The organism is Neobacillus sp. S1115 (genome assembly GCF_055385565.1).
Genome location: NZ_AP038275.1, coordinates 5,190,104 through 5,210,631 on the forward strand (window position 1 = coordinate 5,190,104; position 20,528 = coordinate 5,210,631).

20 protein-coding genes are annotated in these 20,528 nt (G+C 43.1%); 9 read left to right on the top strand and 11 right to left on the bottom strand.

Annotated features, from left to right (window positions below; translation table 11 throughout):
- Positions 1-9: 9 nt before the first annotated feature.
- On the bottom strand, positions 10-1,065 hold the full coding sequence (locus ACZ5B7_RS25545; protein ID WP_464491419.1) for a FecCD family ABC transporter permease: 1,056 nt from the start codon (positions 1,063-1,065) through the stop codon (positions 10-12).
- Entirely contained in the window at positions 1,062-2,066 is a 1,005-nt protein-coding gene (locus ACZ5B7_RS25550; protein ID WP_464491420.1) for a FecCD family ABC transporter permease, read from the bottom strand. The genes ACZ5B7_RS25545 and ACZ5B7_RS25550 overlap by 4 nt, the downstream gene beginning before the upstream one ends.
- A gap of 254 nt (positions 2,067-2,320) precedes the next feature.
- Between ACZ5B7_RS25550 and ACZ5B7_RS25555 the strand changes: the two genes are divergently transcribed.
- Entirely contained in the window at positions 2,321-3,313 is a 993-nt protein-coding gene (locus ACZ5B7_RS25555) for an ABC transporter substrate-binding protein (protein ID WP_464491421.1), read from the top strand.
- A 262-nt stretch (positions 3,314-3,575) separates the two neighbouring features.
- Here the strand turns inward: ACZ5B7_RS25555 and rodA are convergent, their stop codons facing one another.
- Positions 3,576-4,745 (bottom strand): rod shape-determining protein RodA, encoded by a 1,170-nt coding sequence (gene rodA, locus ACZ5B7_RS25560; protein WP_464491422.1) that lies wholly within the window; start codon positions 4,743-4,745, stop codon positions 3,576-3,578.
- A 103-nt stretch (positions 4,746-4,848) separates the two neighbouring features.
- Positions 4,849-5,607, bottom strand: coding sequence for a DUF4931 domain-containing protein (locus ACZ5B7_RS25565; RefSeq protein ID WP_464491423.1), 759 nt, complete (start codon positions 5,605-5,607; stop codon positions 4,849-4,851).
- 197 nt (positions 5,608-5,804) lie between these two features.
- Here ACZ5B7_RS25565 and ACZ5B7_RS25570 point away from each other — a divergent pair, with 197 nt between their 5' ends.
- Positions 5,805-6,587, top strand: coding sequence for an undecaprenyl-diphosphate phosphatase (locus ACZ5B7_RS25570; protein WP_423799502.1), 783 nt, complete (start codon positions 5,805-5,807; stop codon positions 6,585-6,587).
- 37 nt (positions 6,588-6,624) lie between these two features.
- Here the strand turns inward: ACZ5B7_RS25570 and ACZ5B7_RS25575 are convergent, their stop codons facing one another.
- Complete coding sequence (locus ACZ5B7_RS25575; protein ID WP_464491424.1) at positions 6,625-7,287, bottom strand: FMN-dependent NADH-azoreductase; 663 nt, start codon at positions 7,285-7,287, stop codon at positions 6,625-6,627.
- A 302-nt stretch (positions 7,288-7,589) separates the two neighbouring features.
- Here ACZ5B7_RS25575 and ACZ5B7_RS25580 point away from each other — a divergent pair, with 302 nt between their 5' ends.
- The 5 genes from ACZ5B7_RS25580 (at position 7,590) to ACZ5B7_RS25600 (ending at position 12,027) form a co-directional block, all read left to right on the top strand.
- Entirely contained in the window at positions 7,590-8,534 is a 945-nt protein-coding gene (locus ACZ5B7_RS25580) for a substrate-binding domain-containing protein (protein WP_464491425.1), read from the top strand.
- The gene (locus ACZ5B7_RS25585) at positions 8,531-9,400 is read left to right on the top strand and encodes an ABC transporter substrate-binding protein (protein ID WP_464491426.1); all 870 of its coding nucleotides are present in this window, start codon (positions 8,531-8,533) and stop codon (positions 9,398-9,400) included. The genes ACZ5B7_RS25580 and ACZ5B7_RS25585 overlap by 4 nt, the downstream gene beginning before the upstream one ends.
- 63 nt (positions 9,401-9,463) lie before the next feature.
- Positions 9,464-10,162 carry an ABC transporter permease gene (locus ACZ5B7_RS25590; RefSeq protein WP_464491427.1) on the top strand — a complete coding sequence of 233 codons (699 nt, stop codon included), beginning with the start codon at positions 9,464-9,466 and terminating at the stop codon, positions 10,160-10,162.
- Complete coding sequence (locus tag ACZ5B7_RS25595) at positions 10,159-10,902, top strand: ABC transporter ATP-binding protein (protein WP_464491428.1); 744 nt, start codon at positions 10,159-10,161, stop codon at positions 10,900-10,902. Before ACZ5B7_RS25590 ends, ACZ5B7_RS25595 begins: the two co-directional genes overlap by 4 nt.
- 366 nt (positions 10,903-11,268) lie before the next feature.
- Positions 11,269-12,027 (top strand): (S)-benzoin forming benzil reductase, encoded by a 759-nt coding sequence (locus ACZ5B7_RS25600; protein ID WP_464491429.1) that lies wholly within the window; start codon positions 11,269-11,271, stop codon positions 12,025-12,027.
- Positions 12,028-12,069: 42 nt separating this feature from the next.
- On the opposite strand, the gene ACZ5B7_RS25605 is transcribed toward ACZ5B7_RS25600, so the two are convergent.
- The 5 genes from ACZ5B7_RS25605 to ACZ5B7_RS25625 all read right to left on the bottom strand — a co-directional run bounded on the left by ACZ5B7_RS25605 (position 12,070) and on the right by ACZ5B7_RS25625 (position 17,220).
- The gene (locus ACZ5B7_RS25605) at positions 12,070-13,443 is read right to left on the bottom strand and encodes a HAMP domain-containing sensor histidine kinase (RefSeq protein ID WP_464491430.1); all 1,374 of its coding nucleotides are present in this window, start codon (positions 13,441-13,443) and stop codon (positions 12,070-12,072) included.
- Positions 13,421-14,131, bottom strand: a complete 711-nt coding sequence (locus ACZ5B7_RS25610) for a response regulator transcription factor (RefSeq protein ID WP_464491431.1) — start codon at positions 14,129-14,131, stop codon at positions 13,421-13,423. The genes ACZ5B7_RS25605 and ACZ5B7_RS25610 overlap by 23 nt, the downstream gene beginning before the upstream one ends.
- A 67-nt stretch (positions 14,132-14,198) precedes the next feature.
- On the bottom strand, positions 14,199-14,324 hold the full coding sequence (locus ACZ5B7_RS25615) for a hypothetical protein (RefSeq protein ID WP_464491432.1): 126 nt from the start codon (positions 14,322-14,324) through the stop codon (positions 14,199-14,201).
- Between the two features lie 72 nt (positions 14,325-14,396).
- Positions 14,397-16,379 (bottom strand): galactosyltransferase-related protein, encoded by a 1,983-nt coding sequence (locus ACZ5B7_RS25620; RefSeq protein ID WP_464491433.1) that lies wholly within the window; start codon positions 16,377-16,379, stop codon positions 14,397-14,399.
- A 40-nt stretch (positions 16,380-16,419) separates the two neighbouring features.
- Complete coding sequence (locus ACZ5B7_RS25625; protein ID WP_464491434.1) at positions 16,420-17,220, bottom strand: UTP--glucose-1-phosphate uridylyltransferase; 801 nt, start codon at positions 17,218-17,220, stop codon at positions 16,420-16,422.
- Positions 17,221-17,504: 284 nt separating this feature from the next.
- On the opposite strand from ACZ5B7_RS25625, the gene ACZ5B7_RS25630 reads away from it, so the two are divergent.
- Both ACZ5B7_RS25630 and ACZ5B7_RS25635 read left to right on the top strand, forming a co-directional pair.
- Positions 17,505-17,954: an AAA family ATPase gene (locus tag ACZ5B7_RS25630; protein ID WP_464491435.1), complete on the top strand. Its 450-nt coding sequence runs from the start codon at positions 17,505-17,507 to the stop codon at positions 17,952-17,954.
- Positions 17,955-17,965: 11 nt separating this feature from the next.
- Entirely contained in the window at positions 17,966-18,895 is a 930-nt protein-coding gene (locus ACZ5B7_RS25635; RefSeq protein ID WP_464491436.1) for an ROK family protein, read from the top strand.
- A 114-nt stretch (positions 18,896-19,009) separates the two neighbouring features.
- On the opposite strand, the gene ACZ5B7_RS25640 is transcribed toward ACZ5B7_RS25635, so the two are convergent.
- Positions 19,010-20,527, bottom strand: a complete 1,518-nt coding sequence (locus ACZ5B7_RS25640) for a flotillin family protein (RefSeq protein ID WP_464491437.1) — start codon at positions 20,525-20,527, stop codon at positions 19,010-19,012.
- Position 20,528 lies beyond the last annotated feature (1 nt).

A 20,528-nucleotide genomic window follows, 5' to 3' on the forward strand; every position in this document is an offset into this window, starting at 1 on the left:
CAGCAAGATTTAGATATTTCTAGTTTTAAAAAGTAAGTAAATAAAGTAAGGGGCACCGATTCCTGCTGTAAATACTCCTGCAGGCACCTCCAACGGTGAAAACATCGTCCGGCCAATCAGGTCTGCCAGCATCACAAGGATTCCGCCAAGCAATGCTGAAACCGGCAGCAACGCACCAAAGGACGACCCGACAAGCCTGCGCGCCATATGCGGTGCCATTAGCCCGACAAAGCCAATGCCGCCGGCAAATGCCACGGAACCGCCGATTAATGCCGTACTAATCATTAATAATAGAAAGCGGTGCTTCTGTACCTTTTCACCCAAGCCAGTCGCTACGTCATCGCCAAGCTCTTGGATATTTAGCGTCCGCGCTGCCACAAAGGCAATAATCAAAAAAATCACTGCCCATGGGGCAAGAATGGCGACGTTTTTCCAATTGGATCCATAGACGGTTCCGGTAATCCAAATATTTGCCTGACTCGCCTGATAAATGGGACCCATCACCATCAAAAGGGTTGTTAATGCCTGCATAAGGGTGGAAATTCCGATTCCAATTAACACAAGCCTTATCGGTGAAACTCCATTTTTCCAAGCAAGGAAATAAACTAAAAATGCTACAACCCCAGCGCCAATAAAAGCGGCTAGCGGGAGCCAAGCAATGCTGACGGTCAGCGAGTGGTTTTTGTCGCTAAATATCGCCAAAAAGCCGACAACAGCAACCGCCGCCCCGCCGGTAATTCCCAACACATCAGGAGATGCCAGCGGATTGCGGATCATCCCTTGTAAGATACCGCCAGCTGTTGCTAAACACATGCCAACAATGAGGGCGACAATAATGCGCGGCAGGCGGAAGGAGGTGATGACCAGCGTCTCCATATCCGGCCCGGAGCCAAATAAAACCTTTAAAACTGTTAGAGGATTAATTTTCATTTCCCCGGATCCCGTACTCAGGACAAAAACCGCAAACGTGATGATCAGCAGGACGGTAAAAGTAATTCCAGCTTTTCGGTCCATTAAAACGGAGAACCTGCCATTAAACAGACGGAAATTTTTATATTTGCTCATCGTGCATTGAACCCCTTTCTTGCAATGTATATGAAGAACGGAGTTCCAACGATGGCAGTCATCACGCCGACAGGGACCTCTGACGGCATTAACAAATATCGGGCAGCAATATCGGCTGCCAATAGTAATATGGCACCTAAAACCCCGGCCATTGGAATGACCCAGCGATGGTCAATGCCAACAATCGACCTCGTGAGATGCGGCACGACAATTCCCACAAAACCAATCGGTCCGGCCACGGCAACTGATCCGCCAGCCAATAAAATGACAAGCACCCCAATGCCGATTTTAATGAACCCGGTATTTAACCCAAGCCCTTTCGCTACGTCTTCCCCCATAGCAAGGATATTCATTTTTCCAGAAATCAGGAGGGAGCCAAGCCAGCCTGCTCCTATGTATGGCAAGACTGAAACAAGCGTTTCCAGCTTTCGGCCGGAGACCGAGCCAGCGAGCCAAAACAGCACCTGATCCAAGAGGGCTTCGTTCAAAACGAGCAAACCTTGCGTAAAAGACGAGAACATAGCCGCCATGGCCGCACCCGCTAATGTGAGTTTCATTGGTGTTAAACCGCCGCGACCTACGGAGCCAATGACATAAACGCTGATGGCCGCGACCGCTGCTCCAAGGAAGGCTAACGCATTAAATCCCTGGGTACTATCAATAGAAAATAAGGTGATCGCAACGACTACTGCGAACCCTGCTCCAGCATTTATTCCAAAGATTCCAGGCGATGCGAGCGGATTTTTTGTTAGGGTTTGCATTAACACTCCGGCAATAGCGAGACTTGCGCCGACTACGGAAGCAATCAGTGCCCGCGGCAGCCGGACCGTTTGAATGATGATATGCTCATTTGAGCCATTATTGTTTGTAAAAGCGTCAATCGCCATTTGCAAATTCGTGTCTGTATATCCAAAGATGACACTGGCACACATAAGTAACAGCATTAGAATAATAGCCGCCAATAGGCCGGCCCATTTTAAGGAGGAACTTTTTAAAAGCATGTTAAAAAACCTTTCTCTCTTTATCTTTAGTCAAATCCTCTCACTACTTTAGTCTATCGCTAATTGATAATGATTGTCAATTGAATTGATAACCGTTTTCAATTATGATCCTGCCAGCCTTCAGGAAATTGTCATTGATTTTGAAAGTTATTTTCAATAAAACTGTTGACAGTTGAACGGCAGGCACTTTATGATTAAATTGTAAATGAAAATGATTATCATTCACAATTAGATAAGGGAGGATACATACCTAGATGAAAGCATTAAAATCATTTCTAACCCTCTTTTCCGTCATGGCTGTTTTCTTATTGGCGGCTTGCGGCGGCGGGAATACAGAAAAATCAACAGAGAAGAAGGAAAATGAAACTACAACCGAAAAATCGTATACAGTTGAACATGCGATGGGCTCTGCCACAATTAAAGGCACACCTAAACGCGTGGTGGTTTTGACAAACGAAGGAACTGAAGCATTATTAGCTTTAGGCATTAAACCAGTCGGCGCTGTTCAATCCTGGCTGGGCGACCCATGGTATGATCATATTAAAAAAGACATGAATGGCGTAGAAGTTGTCGGAACTGAAAGCGAAGTTAATGTGGAAAAAATTGTTGCACTGAAGCCGGACTTAATTATCGGTACCAAGATGCGGCAGGAAGCAGTATACAATCAACTTAGTGCAATTGCCCCAACCGTTTTTTCTGAAACGCTGCGGGGAGATTGGAAGGAAAACTTTAAATTATATGCAAAAGCTGTCAATCAAGAAGAAAAAGGCAACAAAGTGTTAAGTGATTTCGATAATAAAGTTGCATCATTAAAGGAAAAACTCGGTGACAAAGTAAATCAGGAGGTTTCAGTCGTCCGCTTTATGGCTGGAAAATCCCGAATCTATTATACAGATTCCTTCTCTGGGGTGATTTTTAAAGAGTTAGGATTTAAGCGTGCTGCCCAGCAGGCTGAGCTGTTTACACCTTCTAATAAACTTGGAAATCTGGCAGTTGAGGTTGGCAAAGAGGTCATCCCGAAAATGGACGCGGACGTTCTTTTCTACTTCACTTACGCTCCTAACGGCGACCAGACTGCTTTAAATACCGCTAAGGAATGGACAACGGACCCGCTTTGGAAAAATTTAAATGTAGTTAAAAACGGCAATGCCCATGAGGTTAGCGATGCTGTTTGGAACACTGCCGGAGGGGTTATTGCGGCAAACTTGATGCTAGATGATCTTGAAAAAATCATGCTTAAGAAATAGTTTTTAAAAAAACTTCCCATATACAATTCACATTGAAAGAGCAGGGCAAGACAATAGCCCTGCTCTTTCTCCTATTGAGACTTGTCTTTGGGGGTTATCCGCCAAATTGGGGCTGATATCCGCCGAAACGTAGAAGTTATCCGCCAAATCTGGCCGGATATCCGCCAAGTTCAGGGGGATATCCGCCGATTTCCAAATGTATCCGCCAAACTCATTCAAACAGAAAAAAAGAGCGAAACCATGTCGCTCTTTTTCAAACCAATTATGCCGTTGTCGAAAACATATACTTTTTATAATGATACCTGATAGAAAAAATCAATCCCAGCCCCAGCATATTCCCCATCAACGCGCTTCCCCCGTAGCTGATGAACGGGAGCGGAATACCGGTGATCGGCAGGACGCCGATGGTCATGCCGATGTTTTGGAAGACGTGGAAGGTAATCATGCTGATGACACCAACACAAATGTAGGTATAAAAATGATTCTTTGTTTCCATTCCGACCTTTGTAATATGGTAAATTAGCAAAAAGAATAAACTAATCAGCACACTTGCACCAATAAAACCGAATTCCTCGCCGACAACACTGAAAATAAAGTCAGTATGGCTTTCCGGCAAATATACTTCCCGGTGGCCATAGCCTTTCCCTCCAGTTTGCCCAGAGCCAATCGCCATTAACGATTTGGTTAGCTGATAACCGGCCGAGCTTTGGAAATTATAAGGGTCGAGCCATGAATAAATCCGGCCGAACTGATACTGTTTGACACCTAGATATTTTTCCAGCAAATCAGGCTTCCATAAAACAAAATAGAGAATGGTTGATGCAAGCACAATTCCGGCTGAGAACATCGGCACAAGCAGTTTCCATGAAATGCCCGAGATAAAGATCATCCCTAATAAAATGGCCAGAAATACGAGCGATGTTCCTAAGTCAGGCTGCTGCATCACCAAGAGCAACGGCAACATTGTCACAAGACCAAGCTTCACCAGCAGCCAAAAGTCAGTCTGCAGCGTTTTAACTTGATTTTTTTGATGATGGTCATCAATCACCCGCGCCAGTGCCAAAATGATAAAAATCTTTACAAACTCAGAAGGCTGCAAAGATCCCATGCCAGGAACCTTATACCAGCTTTTCGCCCCGTTAATTACAGGAGCAATGCTGGTCGGTGCAACAATTAAAAAGCCGAGCAAAAAGATACCAAAGCCGTAAGCGTACCAGGTTAATTTGCGGAGCTGATCGGAATCCAGCGTCATTACCGCCGCGACAATTCCGCCGCCAACCGCATACCAGACAATTTGCTTCAGCAGAAAGTTTTCCTTGTATTGACCGCTCGCCTGCGCACTATATATCGACACACAGCTAGCCAAAAACAACAATAAAACTATCAAAACAAGACTGTAATCAATCTTGGAGGTTGTGTTCTTTGAAGTCACGAAGAAGTCCCACCTTAAAAAAAGAACTTGTACATTCCTCCATTATATTTTTAATGAACACAAATCACAACTTTCAAACTGTGTTTGGGTGAATTTACATAATCTAAAAATAAATCCGCTTTAGTTCGTCCGCCATCCAATTCAGATTATTTGGCACCTGCGGAAGACCGTAGCCAATATAGAGCGGCGTCGTTACAAACCTAGGTACAACCTTGGCGTAAATTTTCCCATCAAGATGATGGAAGAAAATATTATAGCTCGTCGCCCTAAAGGGAAAATGATGAAGAATATAATGAGCAGCCATTTGCATATATTCCGAAAAGCGCTCCTGATAGCCGAACTCCGGCATTTCCACATTAAACTCGTAAAAACCAACACGGGGCTTAGTGGAAAGCGTAAAGCGGACCCCATTTTCTTCAGCAATCAGTATGCCATCAAACATTTCAGGCTCGACTTTTTCTTTATAGTCAAGATCATTCAGTCCAATAATTTGCATATGCGGATGGGCCAGGGTGCCTCCAGATAACGGGCCATGATTTTTGAAAAAAATAACGGACTTAAAGCCTCCGCTTTCTTCCATCTCCAGCCAATGCTTCAATCCAAACCTAATCAATCTATGTAAATGCTCTTTTGAATAGGTGGATAGTTCCCCATGACAATCGTCCGTTTCAATTAACACGGTTTGATAGGCATTTTCCAATACGGGATATTTATTTTTCAAGAGAATAATCGGACCATCGACCTCAATCAGGTCGGTAAGCTCTTCTCTGGCGCAAAATGGACAGGCCTGCTCTTTATTACGGTAATTTTCCGGCTTTTTGACCCCAATGGAAGTATTAAAATAAAGATGTTTATTTTCCAACCCGATTCTCCTCTCGAGGATTACTATACTTTTATTTTATGGGAGAATACAGCACCTTTGCACCTATTTTGTCTTTTAGGAGATATTTTGTTTTTCATAACTGTAAAAACACAGATGATTTTCATGAATAAGTAAAAATACGCATATGAATGGAATGTACAGGCTTTGCCAAAAAAATATGAACTGAGAGGGAATATATGTTAACCAAACTTGAAGCACTTATCCTCGGGATTATTCAAGGGCTGACGGAATTTCTGCCGATTTCCAGCACCGGTCATCTTTATTTAGGAAGAAATTTGTTCGGGCTGCAGGAAGCGGGCCTATTGCTTGATACAATGCTGCATGTGGGAACATTGCTGGCTGTGTTTGTCTTTTATAAGGATGAATTTATTAAAATCATCAAGAAACCGTTCAGTAAATTAACGTTTTTGCTTATTGTCGGAACAATTCCAGCGGTGATCTTCGGTCTGGCCTTTAAAGATTATATTGATGAAATTTCGAAAACGGGTGTAACGATTGGCTGGGAGTTTTTAATTACAGGTTTATTCCTGTGGCTGGCCGATTCAGCGAAAAACGGCCATAAGAGAATGGACGACATCAGCTATAAGGATGCTTTTATCATCGGCACATTTCAGGCGGTTGCGATTATGCCGGCCATTTCGCGTTCGGGAATGACGATTGTGGCGGCGCTTTGGCGTAAGCTTGACCGGGAAACGGCAGCCTATTTTTCCTTCCTGTTGTCAACACCGGCGATTGCCGGAGCGATTGTTCTGCAAACAAAGGATTTGTTTGGCGGCAGTGCGGAGGAAATTTCACTGTCTGCCTTACTCGTCGGAATTGTCTCTTCTGCGTTCTTCGGTTATATAGCGGTCAGATGGATGATCGGCTATTTGAAAAAGCATTCCTTGAAGCCGTTTGCGGTGTACGTTTGGGTGCTGGGATTAATTGTGCTGTTCTTTCAGTTTACGGGAAAATTCTAAAAAACACGGCTCGCAATCCGGTGCGAGCCGTGTTTTTTTATATTGTAACAATTACTTTCGCCATTTCTCTGGCCGCATCAGCCGCTTTTTCTTTTGCCGCTGCCATGATTTCCGGGATTTGTTTTGGATAATGGTCCAGCCCTTCGGCATAGACGGTGTCCATTAATTCAAAGCCGAGGAATTCTAGGGCCTTTCTTAAATAGCGGTCACCCATTTCAAATTCAACCAATGGGCCGGTTGAATAAATGCCGCCGCGGGTTTGGATATGAAGCGCCTTCCTTCCTGTCAGCAATCCTTTCGGGCCGTTTTCCGTGTTCGTAAAGGTTTTTCCATGAAGAAACATACAATCCATAAACGATTTTAAAATCGGCGGTGCGCCGAGATTCCAAATTGGCGTCACGAACACATAGTAATCGGCCGCGATAAATCGTTCGGCCAGCGCATGCATTTTTTCAAGTTTCGTCCGCTCGCCTTCAGACAACTGCTCCTTCGTATAACCCATAAAAGAAAGCTTGGCCCGGCCATATAATAAATCCATGTCTATTTCAGGGATATCCATGCTGTAAAGGTGCATATGCTCAATTTCAACATCTGGCTGTATTTTCTTGAATTCCTCAAGAAACACTTCCCCGATCTGTGCCCCTTTTGAAAGCTTTGAATCTACTTTCGGATTGGCGGTTATATATAAAAGCTTGGACATTCAAATCCCTTCCCTTTTTGAAAAATTAATCTCCTTCTATTAATAGTACAACAAACTTCATATGCTCATTATTGAACAATAGGTGAAGTTTGTGAACGTATTATGAATTCTAATTATAACCATGAACGATTCGTGACATTTCTAAACAAAACTTAATAAAACCTTACAAAACTTAACAAAAGTCACATTCAATATGATATGATTTTTTTAAAATATTAGAAAACTAGCCGATTGGCGAACCCCAAAGGACGGTTCATGAGGCGTAGTTGCACTTATGCGTTAAGGAAAAAGGAGGGATTGTTATGGAGGAAAAGGCCTATACTCCCGATGAGGTCGCGCAGATTTTTCAAATTTCCAAGCACACCGTTTATGAGCTCATCAAACGCGGAGAGCTCCAGGCCTTCAAAATAGGAAATAAAATGAGAATTGAACATGCGGAACTGGAAAGATATAAAGAAAACATGAAAGCGCCAACAAAGAAACCGGCTACAGAACAGGCTTCACCCGTTTACCATCATACAGCACCAATTCGTTTGTCCGGCAGCCACGATTTTCTAGTTGAGCATATTTCCAAACAGGTAGCGAGTGCCCTAAGCCTGCAAATCCAGCCTTCCTATATCGGAAGTTTGGAAGGGTTGATGCTCTTATATCGAGGGCAATCTGATATTGCCGCCATCCATCTATTGGACCCGACATCACAAGAATATAATCTGCCATTTATCCATCAATTATTTATTTATGAATCGATTTTGGTGATGAGATTGGCCGCCCGTGAGCAGGGCTTCATCGTAAATAAAGGGAATCCAAAAGGGATACAGGATTTCCACGACCTAACAAGAAAAGACGTGCATTTTATTAACAGGCAAAAAGGTGCAGGAACGCGCTTTTTACTAGATTCTAAACTATCAAGCTATGGAATAGATCCTAGTAAAATTTTTGGCTATGGTAACGAAGAATGGAACCATCTATCTGCCGCCTCCTACATAAGCCGTGGAATTGTCGATGTCGCCTTTGGCATTCAGTCCGCTGCCATTCAGTTAGGGCTTGATTTTATACCGGTAGCAAAGGAAAATTTCGACCTTGTTTTTCGCTTCACAGAAGAGAACAAACAAAGCCTGGCGGAACTCATTCGCTTCCTGCAATCAGACAGTTTCAAAAACAGCTTAACCAATCTCGAAGGTTATGATGTTTCAGATTTAGGAAAAATCATCTATCAAACTACTACATCGGAGGAACTAATTTTATGAGAAAAAATCGTTTGTTGATTACTCTATTTGCTTTTATGCTTCTAATTTTATCAGCGTGCGGCAATTCCGATACGAAAACAAATGCTGCTCCTAAAGAAAAGAAGACAGCAGAAAAGCCAGCTCCAACGGAAATGATTTTAGCAACCACTACAAGCACACAGGACAGCGGCCTGCTTGATGTTATCATTCCAATGTTTGAAAAAGAAAATAACGTAAAAGTGAAAACAATTGCAGTTGGTACTGGACAAGCCCTTGAAATGGGAACAAAAGGTGAAGCAGATGCCCTGTTAGTTCACGCTCCTGCAGCTGAAAAAGCGGTAGTTGACGCTGGCGATGCCATCAACTACAAACGCGTTATGTACAATGATTTTGTTTTAGTAGGGCCGAAGGAAAACCCAGCCGGTGTAAGCGGCCAGGATATTAAAGCAGCCTTCAAAAAGATTGCTGATACGAAGGGTGTTTTCATTTCACGCGGTGACGACTCTGGTACACACAAAAAAGAACTAAGCATCTGGCAGGCAGATACAATAAAGCCAGAAGGTGAATGGTACGTGTCCACTGGTCAAGGAATGGGACAAACCCTCCAGGTTGCTGCTGAGAAAAAAGGCTATGTATTAACAGACCGTGCCACATGGTTAGCTCAAGAGAAAAACTTAGACACGTTGAAAATCGTCGTTGAAGGCGGCCAAGATTTAATGAACATTTACCATGTCATGCAGGTTAACCCTGAAAAACATAATATGGTCAACAGCAAGGACGGAGAAAAGTTTGTTAAATTCATGGTAGATAAGAAGACTCAAGAAGTCATTGAAAACTTTGGCAAGAAAGAATACGGACAATCTTTATTTATTAGCTATACAGAATAAAATCTTAACAAAGCTTGAGGCCGCCCTTTAATTGGACGGCCTTCCCGGCACCAGGAGGTACTTATGGAACTGCTAATCGATGGACTGAAGAAAGCGATAGAGATGATATTTACCGGTAATCCAGAGGTTTTTGCGATTACATGGCTGACTCTAAAAGTTTGTCTGATTGCCATTTTGATTAGCACCCTGATTGGCTTGCCGCTTGGGATCCTGCTTGGGTTGTCACGATTCCGCGGCCGTCGAGTTTTATTATTATTTATCAATATGGGAATGGGCCTGCCCCCTGTTGTTGCCGGTCTTTGGATTACGATGTTTTTATGGCGATCCGGTCCGCTGGGTGAGATGAGGATGTTGTATACGCCGACCGCCATTGTAATGGCCCAGGTACTAGTCTCGTTACCGATCGTGACAAGCCTGACAAGTTCTGCCTTCCAGCAAATAAACGAGAAAATGTTACTACAGATTAAAGCCCTAGGCGCTACTAAGCTGCAAACATTAATGATTCTCTTAAAGCAATCGAAAATTGCGATTGTGGCGGCTATAATGGCGGGCTTTGGCCGGGTTATTGCCGAGGTGGGGGCTGCGATGATGGTCGGCGGGAATATCCAGGGAGATACCCGCATCCTAACGACCACCATCGTGATGGAGGTTTCAAAAGGTAACTTTGATATCGCATTGGCTTTGTCGTTTATCCTGTTATCCCTTGCCCTGTTGATTACAGCGGCGTTAACTTTTCTGCAGCAAAGGAGGCGTTTTTCGTGACACCGTTAATTGAATTGAAAAATATCACTTATGATGCGGGGAACCGGAGCATCCTTAACATTCCTGAATTTCAAATTGAAAGCGGCGAATTTCTGGGGATTATGGGCCCGAACGGTGCGGGGAAAAGCACTTTGCTGAAGCTGATTGCTTTTTTAGAGAAGCCTTCGGGTGGTGAAATTCTTTACCGCGGTGAGACAATTCCCTCTGGCAGCGCTCCTCTTGAGTTGCGGCGGAAATTTTCGATTGCCCTGCAGCAGTCATTACTATTAGATGGTACTGTTTTTTATAATATTGCCATTGGTTTAACGTTAAGAAAGATTCCCAAAAGTGTCATTAAGGAAAAAGTTACGCGCTGGCTTGAGTTGTTTGGTATTAGTCATTTGGCGAAAAAAAATGCCCTCTATTTATCGGGCGGCGAAGCACAAAGAGTGAATTTGGCGCGAGCGATGATTGTCGAGCCGGAAATCCTGTTTCTTGATGAGCCATTTTCTGCTTTAGATTTTCCCACGAAAATCAAGCTGATGGAGGATTTCAAGGAGATTATTTCCACAACCGGGACAACTGCTGTGTTTGTGAGTCACGATTTGATGGAAATTCATTATCTGACAAACCGGCTGGCAATTATCGTTGGCGGCGAAGTGAAGCAATCCGGACCTACCCCTCGGGTCCTTGAACATCCCAATTCTTCCACCCAGTCCTTCTTAAATGAGTGGAAGAAGTTCTATCCGATTGCACGTTAAGTTTTTGCAGCTTCTCTTTACGGGGGGCTGCTTTTTTTGGTTGTTGGTTCTGTACTGATGAGGAGCGGGAATTTGGATTCGCTAATAGGGGGCCTGAATTACGCTAATAGAATGCTTTGATTCGCTAATAGAACCCTTCAATTCGCTAATAGACATTTTTAATTCGCCGATTGCCCCCTTCAATTCGCCGATAGAATGCTTAGATTCGCCGATAAACTGGTTCAATCCGCCGATTAACGTCTAAAATTCGCCGATTGACTCCTTAGATCCGCTGATAAAACTTATTTTTCCCGAAACCTCTTTCTTGAATTAAAGCTTTTACAAACATAAAATAATGAAAGGATGAAAATTAAGGGGGATTTTTCCATGAAATATGCGATTGTTACCGGAGCCTCGAAAGGATTGGGCGAAGCTATTACGAAGCGCCTTTTCCAAGAACAAATGGCCGTGATATCGGTGTCCCGAACTGAAAATGAGGAACTAAAAAAACTTGCTGCTGAAAAAGGCGTAAATTATAGACATTTTTCCTGTAATCTTGCCTTGGATAAAGAAGTTCAGGAAGTTTTTATGGAAGTTGCCCATTTTATCTTTAAAGGTGAGCCTGAAGAAATTCTTCTTTTCAACAATGCTGGTGTGATTGAGCCGATCCATACGGTTGGCAGCCTGGACCAAACGCCGACTATTCGGAACATCAAGGTGAATTTAATTGCGCCAATCTTGATTACCAATCTATTTTTAAATAAAGCCCTGCATACAAACACTACCATTCAGGTCATCAATGTGACTTCGGGGGCTGCTGTCCACCCTATTGAAGGCTGGAGCGTATATTGCAGCTCAAAAGCCGGGTTAAATATGTTTACGCAAACAGTGGCTCTCGAGCAAAGGGAACTTGGAACCAATCATAAAATTTTTGCCTTCAGCCCCGGGGTTATGGATACAAAGATGCAAGAAACGATTCGCTCTTCATCCCAAGATGCCTTTAAAGATCTCGAAAAATTCATCGAGTTCAAGGAAAAAAATGTCCTCTTAAAAGCGGATGTAGTGGCCGGAGCATTAGTAGACCTTGTCTTAAGTGGAACTGTTGAAAGCGGGAAGGTTTACCATATTAATGATTTACTTACATAAAGAAAGGGCCGTTGCACAACCTGCTGCGGCCCTTTCTTTATACTAATCTTCCCGCGGAAACCACAACGTCATAGTTGTTCCTTTTCCAAGCTTGCTTTTCACCTTGATCATCCCTTTATGAGCGTCCATTAAGGCTTTCACAACGGAAAGTCCAATACCCGCTCCACCTGTTTTTCGGTCCCGGGACTTATCTCCGCGATAGAAACGTTCGAAAATGTGCGGGATGTCTTCCTCCGCCATGCCGTTGCCTTCATCCTGTATCCTAAAGCCGACGTAGCCATCGCGGTCCGTTGCCACCGAAATGGTCACATTTTTTCCTTCCGGCGTGTACTTCAAAGCATTATTAAGAACATTAGAGAGAATTTGCATGAGGCGATCCTTGTCTGCTTCAAAAATCTCCTCCTGCTCAGGCTCTTCAATATGTAACTGAACTCCTTTTTCCTTAAAAATCGGCATAAACATTTCCCATAATGCCGCCAGTACGCTGCCGGCATCGAGTTCTATTTTTTCGAGCTTCATTTGCGGGTTTTCTGCGGCGAGCAATTTTTCCAGCTCGTTCACAAGCCTAACCAACCGCATCAGCTCCTCGTGACTTGCCTGCAGGCGCTGTGGTGTCGGCTCCCAAATTCCATCTTGAAAAGCCTCAATCTGACTTCTTAAGGTAGCAAGCGGGGTTCGGAGCTCGTGGGCTAAGTCCCCCGTAAACTGTTTCCGCAGCATTTCCTCCTTTGCCAGCGATTGCGCCAGATTATTAAAGGAAATGGCCAGCTGCTTGATCTCGGTTGGCAGCCCCTTTAATGGGATGCGGATATTGAGGTTGTGCTGCTGCAACTCATCGGCCGCAAACGAGAGCTTTTTCAAACCAGAGGTTAATTTTTTTGAAAAAAGCATACTGAAGACAATCGCCAGCACAACGGTTAAGCATACGGCGGCATATATGTATAACTGGATAGTTTGGATAAATGTATACTCGTCATCAATTAAGCCCTCCGGATAAATGGCGACGAGTTTACCAATAATGGCGTTGTCGACCTTGAGTGTATAATTTTTCGAATGCCATTCCTCACCGCTTGGCTCCGGTTCGGTCAGGCCCAGACTGTTTAGCATGCTGCGGATATTGGAGGAGTCCATCTGGATTTGTCCGTAGCGGTCATACAGCTGAAAATAAAGCTGCTCGCCCATCGCATATTCGTGCAGCATCGCAAACACCGGGTCCCTTGTAAAATGGCCATTTTGCCGAAAATCCTTTTCAATTTCGGTGATCACCCTATCAATCTTTTTTTCCCGATTCCGATCCAAGTAACTATTAAAACTCTCTTCAAAGCCGTACTGTATAAAAAAGCTGACGATCAATATACCGATCATCGAAATCAAAAGCAGGTAAAAGAGAATTTTAGACCGGAGCGTTTGCAACATCGGGAACCCCTCCAAATTTGTAGCCCATGCCAAAAACAGTCATGATGAATTCCGGCTGCCGTGAGTCGGTCTCGATTTTTTTGCGCAGGTTTTTGATATGGGTATCAACGCTGCGCTCATATCCTTCATAATAGATGCCTTCATCCTGAATTTTTTCAAGCAAATCCATCCGGCTGTACACCCGGCCGGGATTGCCCGCCATGTTAGTTAACAGCTTGTATTCAATGGGGGTAAGCGTAATATATTGTCCATTAACGGTTACTTCTTTTTTCTCTAAATTTATCGCCAGTTTCCTTCTGTTAAATTCAAGGCGGTCTACCTTTTCGGTCTTTTTGACGCGCCTTAATATAGCCTGAACGCGGACAACAACCTCGCGCGGGCTGAACGGTTTCGTTAAATAATCGTCAGCGCCCATTACGATGCCGTTAATTCGGTCGTCTTCTGCTGACTTGGCCGTCAGCATCAGAATCGGCACATCGGATTCCTTGCGGACAAGCCGGCAAACCTCTTCACCGGAAATATCGGGAAGCATTAAGTCTAATATGATTAAATCCGGCTGCAGGGTTTTCGCCTTTTTCAAAGCATCTATTCCATTATCTGCGCTATGAATTTCATAGCCTTCTCTTTCTAGGTAAGCTTCGAGAACTTCTATGATTCTACGTTCATCGTCGACTAATAATATTTTCATTATTATCACTCCCCATATCATTAATATATCATCTTGGGTCTGTGATTTTTGTAACTTCACAAAATCATCATAAGTTCTTCATAACATCTTCAATCTTTCCCGCTAAAATAAGGACATCTAAGAAGAAGGGATTCTCGACGGACCCCCAAGTTATCGAAGCAATCCCCTCTTCGGAATGGTAGTTGGTCTTCATGGCCTCTTACTCATCCCAAAATACCTCTCTTAAAATATAAAAAGGTGTCCCGATGTCGGGGCACCAATTTTTTTATTTGGGAAAGATGTCTTTCCATATACTTTTATCAAACTCCCAATAATAAAATTGATTGTTGGATTTATACACGATGACACAGCCGTTATTCTGAAGCTGTGTTCCCATGATCAGCTCATCGATATTCTCCTGCCGGGAAACAGACCGTCCATACCAAGGATAGCCGGATGCTTCATTGTCCCTGAGCCAAAATCCAAGCCTGCCATTTTTTAATTTACAGACTACTACAAATTGACCTGCATTATTTTGAAAAAATATCGGGGTTCCGACAACGTTAGTAGCAAATGTCTCACTTTTATTCCATTCCCCATCCGGGTCCTGCCAATAGTGGGTCAAGGACGAACCTGACCTTACGATAAGCTCATTGTTTCCGAATTTACTTTTGATTGGAATCGTAATCGAATAATTATTGGGGTTACTATCGTGCCATGGATACTCCTTGCTTTTATATCGTTTAGTATGAGTCCCACTGTTCATATGAAGGATTAGTTTTCGGACTGGATCGTCATGATCTCTTATCACCGGGTGGCACAGCCCGCCCGTTTCGTTATTGTTCAGGCAGGATATCATCTCGTCCAGTGTAAAGTATGGACGATAGCGGATCATCGTTGAGGCCGTATCATTTGGATATTTTTTCATTTTGAAGCCAAGCTCCTTTGCCATGTTAACAAACAAGACCTCATCTGTGCCGAAGGAAATCGTTTTGTTTAGAGCATTTTTTAGCCTTTCCAGCCGTTCCTGTTTTAGTAAAGCTTGAACGAGCGGCCTTGAAATCACCTGGCCCACATTAAATACGCCATAGAAAGGGTTAACATTAAATAATTTTTTCCAACGATTAATGTCCTTCTTCAGTTCTTTTCCAATATACCAGCCGCTTTTTGGGATTCTCAGTTTGACGGCCATATAATCCGTATCTTTCATTTCTTCTTGAACAAATTCCTCATAGCCTTTTCTGATAAACAAGGCATCCGAATCAATATTAATAAAATAATCGTACTGTATCCCCTGCTTCTCGAGCCATTCCATTGTTTCCAAAAAATAAATGGTCGTCCATCCCCGCTTTAATTTATGGCTGGAAGGGCAGACAGGAACACCTAATCCCTCACATAGTTTCGGGTCCTCTCCCCCGTTGTATAAGACAATGGTACAGCTTGGGCAATAATAGCGAACATTATCAATTAGCTGCTTAACTAACTCTCTGTCTTCATGAACAAGAATGGCAAAACAGATTTTACTGTTGGGGGAAGCTGTTGATTCATTTACATTTTCTATTTTTATAGGATTATTCCTTTCCCGTCGTTCATTAATAATCTCTGCCATCTTCTTCTTGTTGCCACTTGCACGTTGATAGCGTCCGAGAAGATTGGCATTCGCCTTTCCATTTGGGTTTGTTTGATAGCTTGAACTTGGGTGCCATAAATGATAGATTCTTCCTTTAACGTTTACAATGTCCCCGCATAGGGTGCGGACAGAATGTGAAAAAGCATCATCCTCCCCTCCCCAGCCAATAAACCGTTCATCAAAACCACCGACTGCTTCAAAGTTTGCCCTTGGTATGACAAAAAGTTTACCGGCAAAACCTTGATAAAGCCAATTTGCTTTTGTACAATCTCCGGAGTTTACATCCATCGGCCATTTTGGTTTTGTTTGAAGCAATTTTTTAGTGCCTTGCTTTTCAACATTATATATCTCAGTAAAAGGAACAACCCATGCTGCTTTTTTTAGTACTTTGATAGCTTCCTCAATAAGTGAAGGGTCATAAACGACATCCGCATCTGCTATGACAAAAATATCTTTTGTAGCCTTTTTAGCTGCTAAGTTGATGGCTTTCGCTTTATTAATGTCTCCACTGATGATTCCCAAACATAATTCAGCTTCGGGCATGACCTTGGCATAGTACTTTTTGATCCATTCAAAAGCCCTCGCCCTTGGCCCATTGTCTGTTTGGAATGGCATAATGATTGATACATTTTCTAACAACGACAACGCTCTCCTTTTTTCTCCCGTTTTTCTCCCTTTTTTATCTTTTGCTCATGATTTTCATTAGTTCAACGTATTCATCCAAAACCCCAATATCGTAGCGATCTCCGGAAATGATTTTTCCATAGATGGATTCTGTGCCAAGCAAGTTTTTAATAGCATCAGTCAACTGAATTTCCCCATCGACCCCTGCTTTTATTCCCTCCAGACATTTAAATATCTCTGGGGTGAAAATATATCTCCCGATAACAGCCATATCCGAAGGTGGGTCTGTTTTAGGTTTCTCAACAATATTCTCGATTTCGATTGGATTTTTTTTACTTGAACATTGAATGACACCATAATTTTTTAATTGCTCTTGTTGAACTTGTTTTAATCCGATAACACTGCTATTTGTCTTCTTATAGACATCAATTAATTGTTTAAGAGCAGGGGCTTCGCTGGAAATGACAAAATCATCCGGAAGCAGTACACCAAACGGTTCGTTTCCCACAAATTCTTTGCCCAGTCGAATCGCGTCCCCAAGACCTCTTGCATAGGACTGCCTTGTATAAAAAATTTCTACTTTTGGTAGTTCCAAATGTTTAAGCAAATATTCTTTGTTTTTGCTTCTTAACAATGTCTCTAACTCCAATGAATGATCAAAATAGTCCATAATCGCGTTTTTTGAATTTGAAGTGATGATTAGTACTTGTTCAATCCCCGATTGAACTGCTTCCTCGACGATATAATGAATGGCCGGTTTTAAACCCACAGGCAGCATTTCTTTCGGTATTACTTTTGTAATTGGAAGATTTCGCGTGCCGTACCCTGCAGCAGGAATGATTGCTTTCCTGACCATAACTTTTTCTCACCTTCTTCTGATTGTTAATAAACAACCGAACATTTTTCTTCTAAGTGGACATTAGAAGTTTCTTTTATACTTATGTGAACCGATATGGGATGGAAACGGCTTGTATCACACCCAAGCTGAATATTTCGATTAATTCAACATAGTTTTTTGTACCTTTCAAATGTATGCTCATTCGCATTCAATAAAGTAGAAAACCTGCTGCTTAAGTGAAGATGTGTCTGTTCCTGTCATTTCGAATACAGGCAGGAATTTTTTTTTGGAGGGGATGAACAGTGAAACTGGGAATTATGTGCGGGATGCCGCTTAGTGGAAAATCAACCTACGGCAAAACCCTTCAAAAGCAAGGTTGGGTACGCGTATCTCTCGATGATCTTAGGCTTGCTTTACACGGCCAAGTTTATAAAGCAGAGGCAGAACCTCTCGTGTGGGAAAACGCTGAACTCATGGTCCGGACATTGCTGAAAAGCGGACATGATGTGCTTGTTGATACCACCAACAGAACGAGAGACAGACGAAAAAAATGGAGGCGGGTGGCAAAAGAATTTGGCCTTACTTTGGAAATTTTCTATGTGGATACTGATTATGAAACTTGTAAAAAACGAAACAGAGTTTTAAAGCGGTTATCAGATAATGTTTTAAAACAAATATACAAGGAATTCGAGAAGCCTACTTCGGATGAGGGGACTATTAGTCAAATTTCTGGGCTTGATAATCGCAAATAGGAGGATGAACGGTGAAAGAGTATACTAGTTTCGAAATGGATGGGACTGAAGCTAAAAAATATATCAGTTTTGATGTTGGCGGGACAAAAGTAAAGCATGGGCTATTGTTAGGAGATGGAACCATTCTTTCAAAGGACAGCTACGATACCAATTGCACGAACTTGGACCTATTTTTAAAAGAAATGGCAGAAACAATTCAAATGTATACCCAAAATCATCAAGTGAGCGGTGTTGCCATTAGCTTACCGGGCTTTATCAATCCGCATACAGGTTACTCAGAAAGCGGGGGCGCGGTCACAGCGCTGGATCATCAAAACCTAAAAAAACTATTAGAAAAAAGAATTTATCTGCCAGTTGAAGTTGAAAATGATGGAAATTGTGCGGCGTTAGCTGAAAAAGTGAGCGGCAACGCCAAAGATTGCAGCGACTTTATTTGTATGACCATTGGTACCGGAATTGGCGGCGGTATCTTTGTAAACGGGAGCCTTTTACATGGCCACAGTTTTAGGGGCGGCGAAATTGGCTTTATGATTACTAGAGCAGGAAATTATAACTTTGACATATTGCATACCAATGCTTCTACGAATGCCTTAATTAAAGCCTATAAACACCTAAAGGGCATTAGTGAACACGAACATATTGAAGGAGAAAGAGTGTTTCTGGAATCCAAGAAAAATAGTTCGGTACGAAAACTAGTTGATGAGTGGGTTCAACACATAAGTTATGGAATTTTCAATCTGGCCGCAACCTTAAACCCGCAAAAGATTTTAATTGGTGGAGGAGTCATCGCCCAACAAGGATTGATTAGTAAAATCAATCATAAACTTGACCAGCTCCCTTGGTGGAAACGGATTAAGATACCGGTTGAGCGCTGCAAGTATCAAAATGATGCTGGAATGATTGGCGCGATGTACAATTTTATTGAAAAACAGGGGAGGTAAGTTCTGAGTTAGCCGTGGTGTTTGGGTTGAATCCCGCTGCGACTCCTGGACTTCGCTCATGCTGTGCACATCGAAAAAGGGGCGACCGAAGTTAAGCCGGTCAGCCCCTTTCTATTAATCTTTCTTTTTGATTTCGTCTGTTAATTCCTCAATGCTTCTTTTCACGTTCGATTTGCCGGAGTAGTTTTCAATCAGCTCTTTCAGATCCAAACCGCTTGATGCCTTTAATGACTCCTGCAGGCTGGCCATCAAGTTAGTAGCATATCCGGTGATTTTATTGGCACCGCCATTTGGGCCGGAACCGCCGCCTGTATCCACGACTGTAATTTTTTCAATATTGGATAGCGGGCTTGCCACCTGCTTCGCGTATTCTGGAAGCATTTTGATAATCATGTCGAGAATCGCAGCCTGGCCGAATTGTTCGAATGCTTCCGCAATCTTTTGCTTTGCTTCCGCTTCGGCCAGACCTTTCATGCGGATGATTTCGGCTTCAGAAAGACCCTGTGCCTTTTGCGATTCTGCTTTAGCAAGACCGTCTAAACGCACGCGCTCCGCCTCCGCTTTCGCCATCGCTTCAATCCGGTATTTATTCGCTTCCGCATCAGCAATTTGCCGGGCTTTTTCTGCAGCAGCAGACTGTTCAATCGAATAACGGTCGGCGTCGGCTTTCTTTTTCACCTCAGAATCATATTGACGTTCACGACGTAGGATTTCTTTTTCCTCGAGTTCAATTTGCTTCTGTCTTTCAATGATTTTTACTTGCATTTCCTGCTCAGTTACGTCCTGCTTGGCCTTGGCGCTTTCAAGGTCGTAAGCCATGTCGGCACGGGCCTTGGCAATATCCTGCTCACGGCGGAATTCCGCTGTTTTCAACTGATTGACTTTTTCAGCCTCGGCGATTTCTGTTGCCCGCTCCAGCTCTGAACGCTTCGCTTCCTTATCGGCTTCCGCCTTTTTAATGCGGGTTTCTTTTTCCGCTTCAGCTGTAGCGATATCAGCATCTCGCTTCACTTGGGCAATCCGCGGCTTACCAAGGGCCTCAAGGTAACCGTTTTTATCGCGAACATCTTTAATCGTAAATGAGACAATGACAAGACCCATTTTAGCCAAGTCCTGTGATGCCACACGCTGCACTTCCTGCGAGAATTTGTCCCGGTTTTTATAAATTTCTTCGACTGTCATCGAACCAAGAATGGAACGCAGATGGCCCTCGAGAACCTCTTTTGCCTCATTTTCTCTTTCTTCCTTCGGCTTGCCGAGGAACTGTTCAGCAGCTGTGGCAATCTCTGTGATGGAACCGCCAATTTTGATAATGGATACCCCATCAGCCATGACCGGTACGCCCTGCTCTGTATAAACCTCTGGTGTCGTTACTTCTAGCTTGCTAGATAACAAGCTTAGCGGTTCTGCCTGTTGAAAAACTGGTAAAATAAACGTACCGCCACCGCGGATGATTTTAATTTTGTTACCAGATTCGTCGACATGGACATTTCTGTTTCCGAGGAAACTGCCGGTTACAATCAGCGCCTCATCCGGCCCGGCCGTCCGGTACTTGGTAATAAATACTCCGATTAATGCGATTAAGATAAGTGCTACTATCCCAATAATTACCCATACAAAACCAAATTCCATA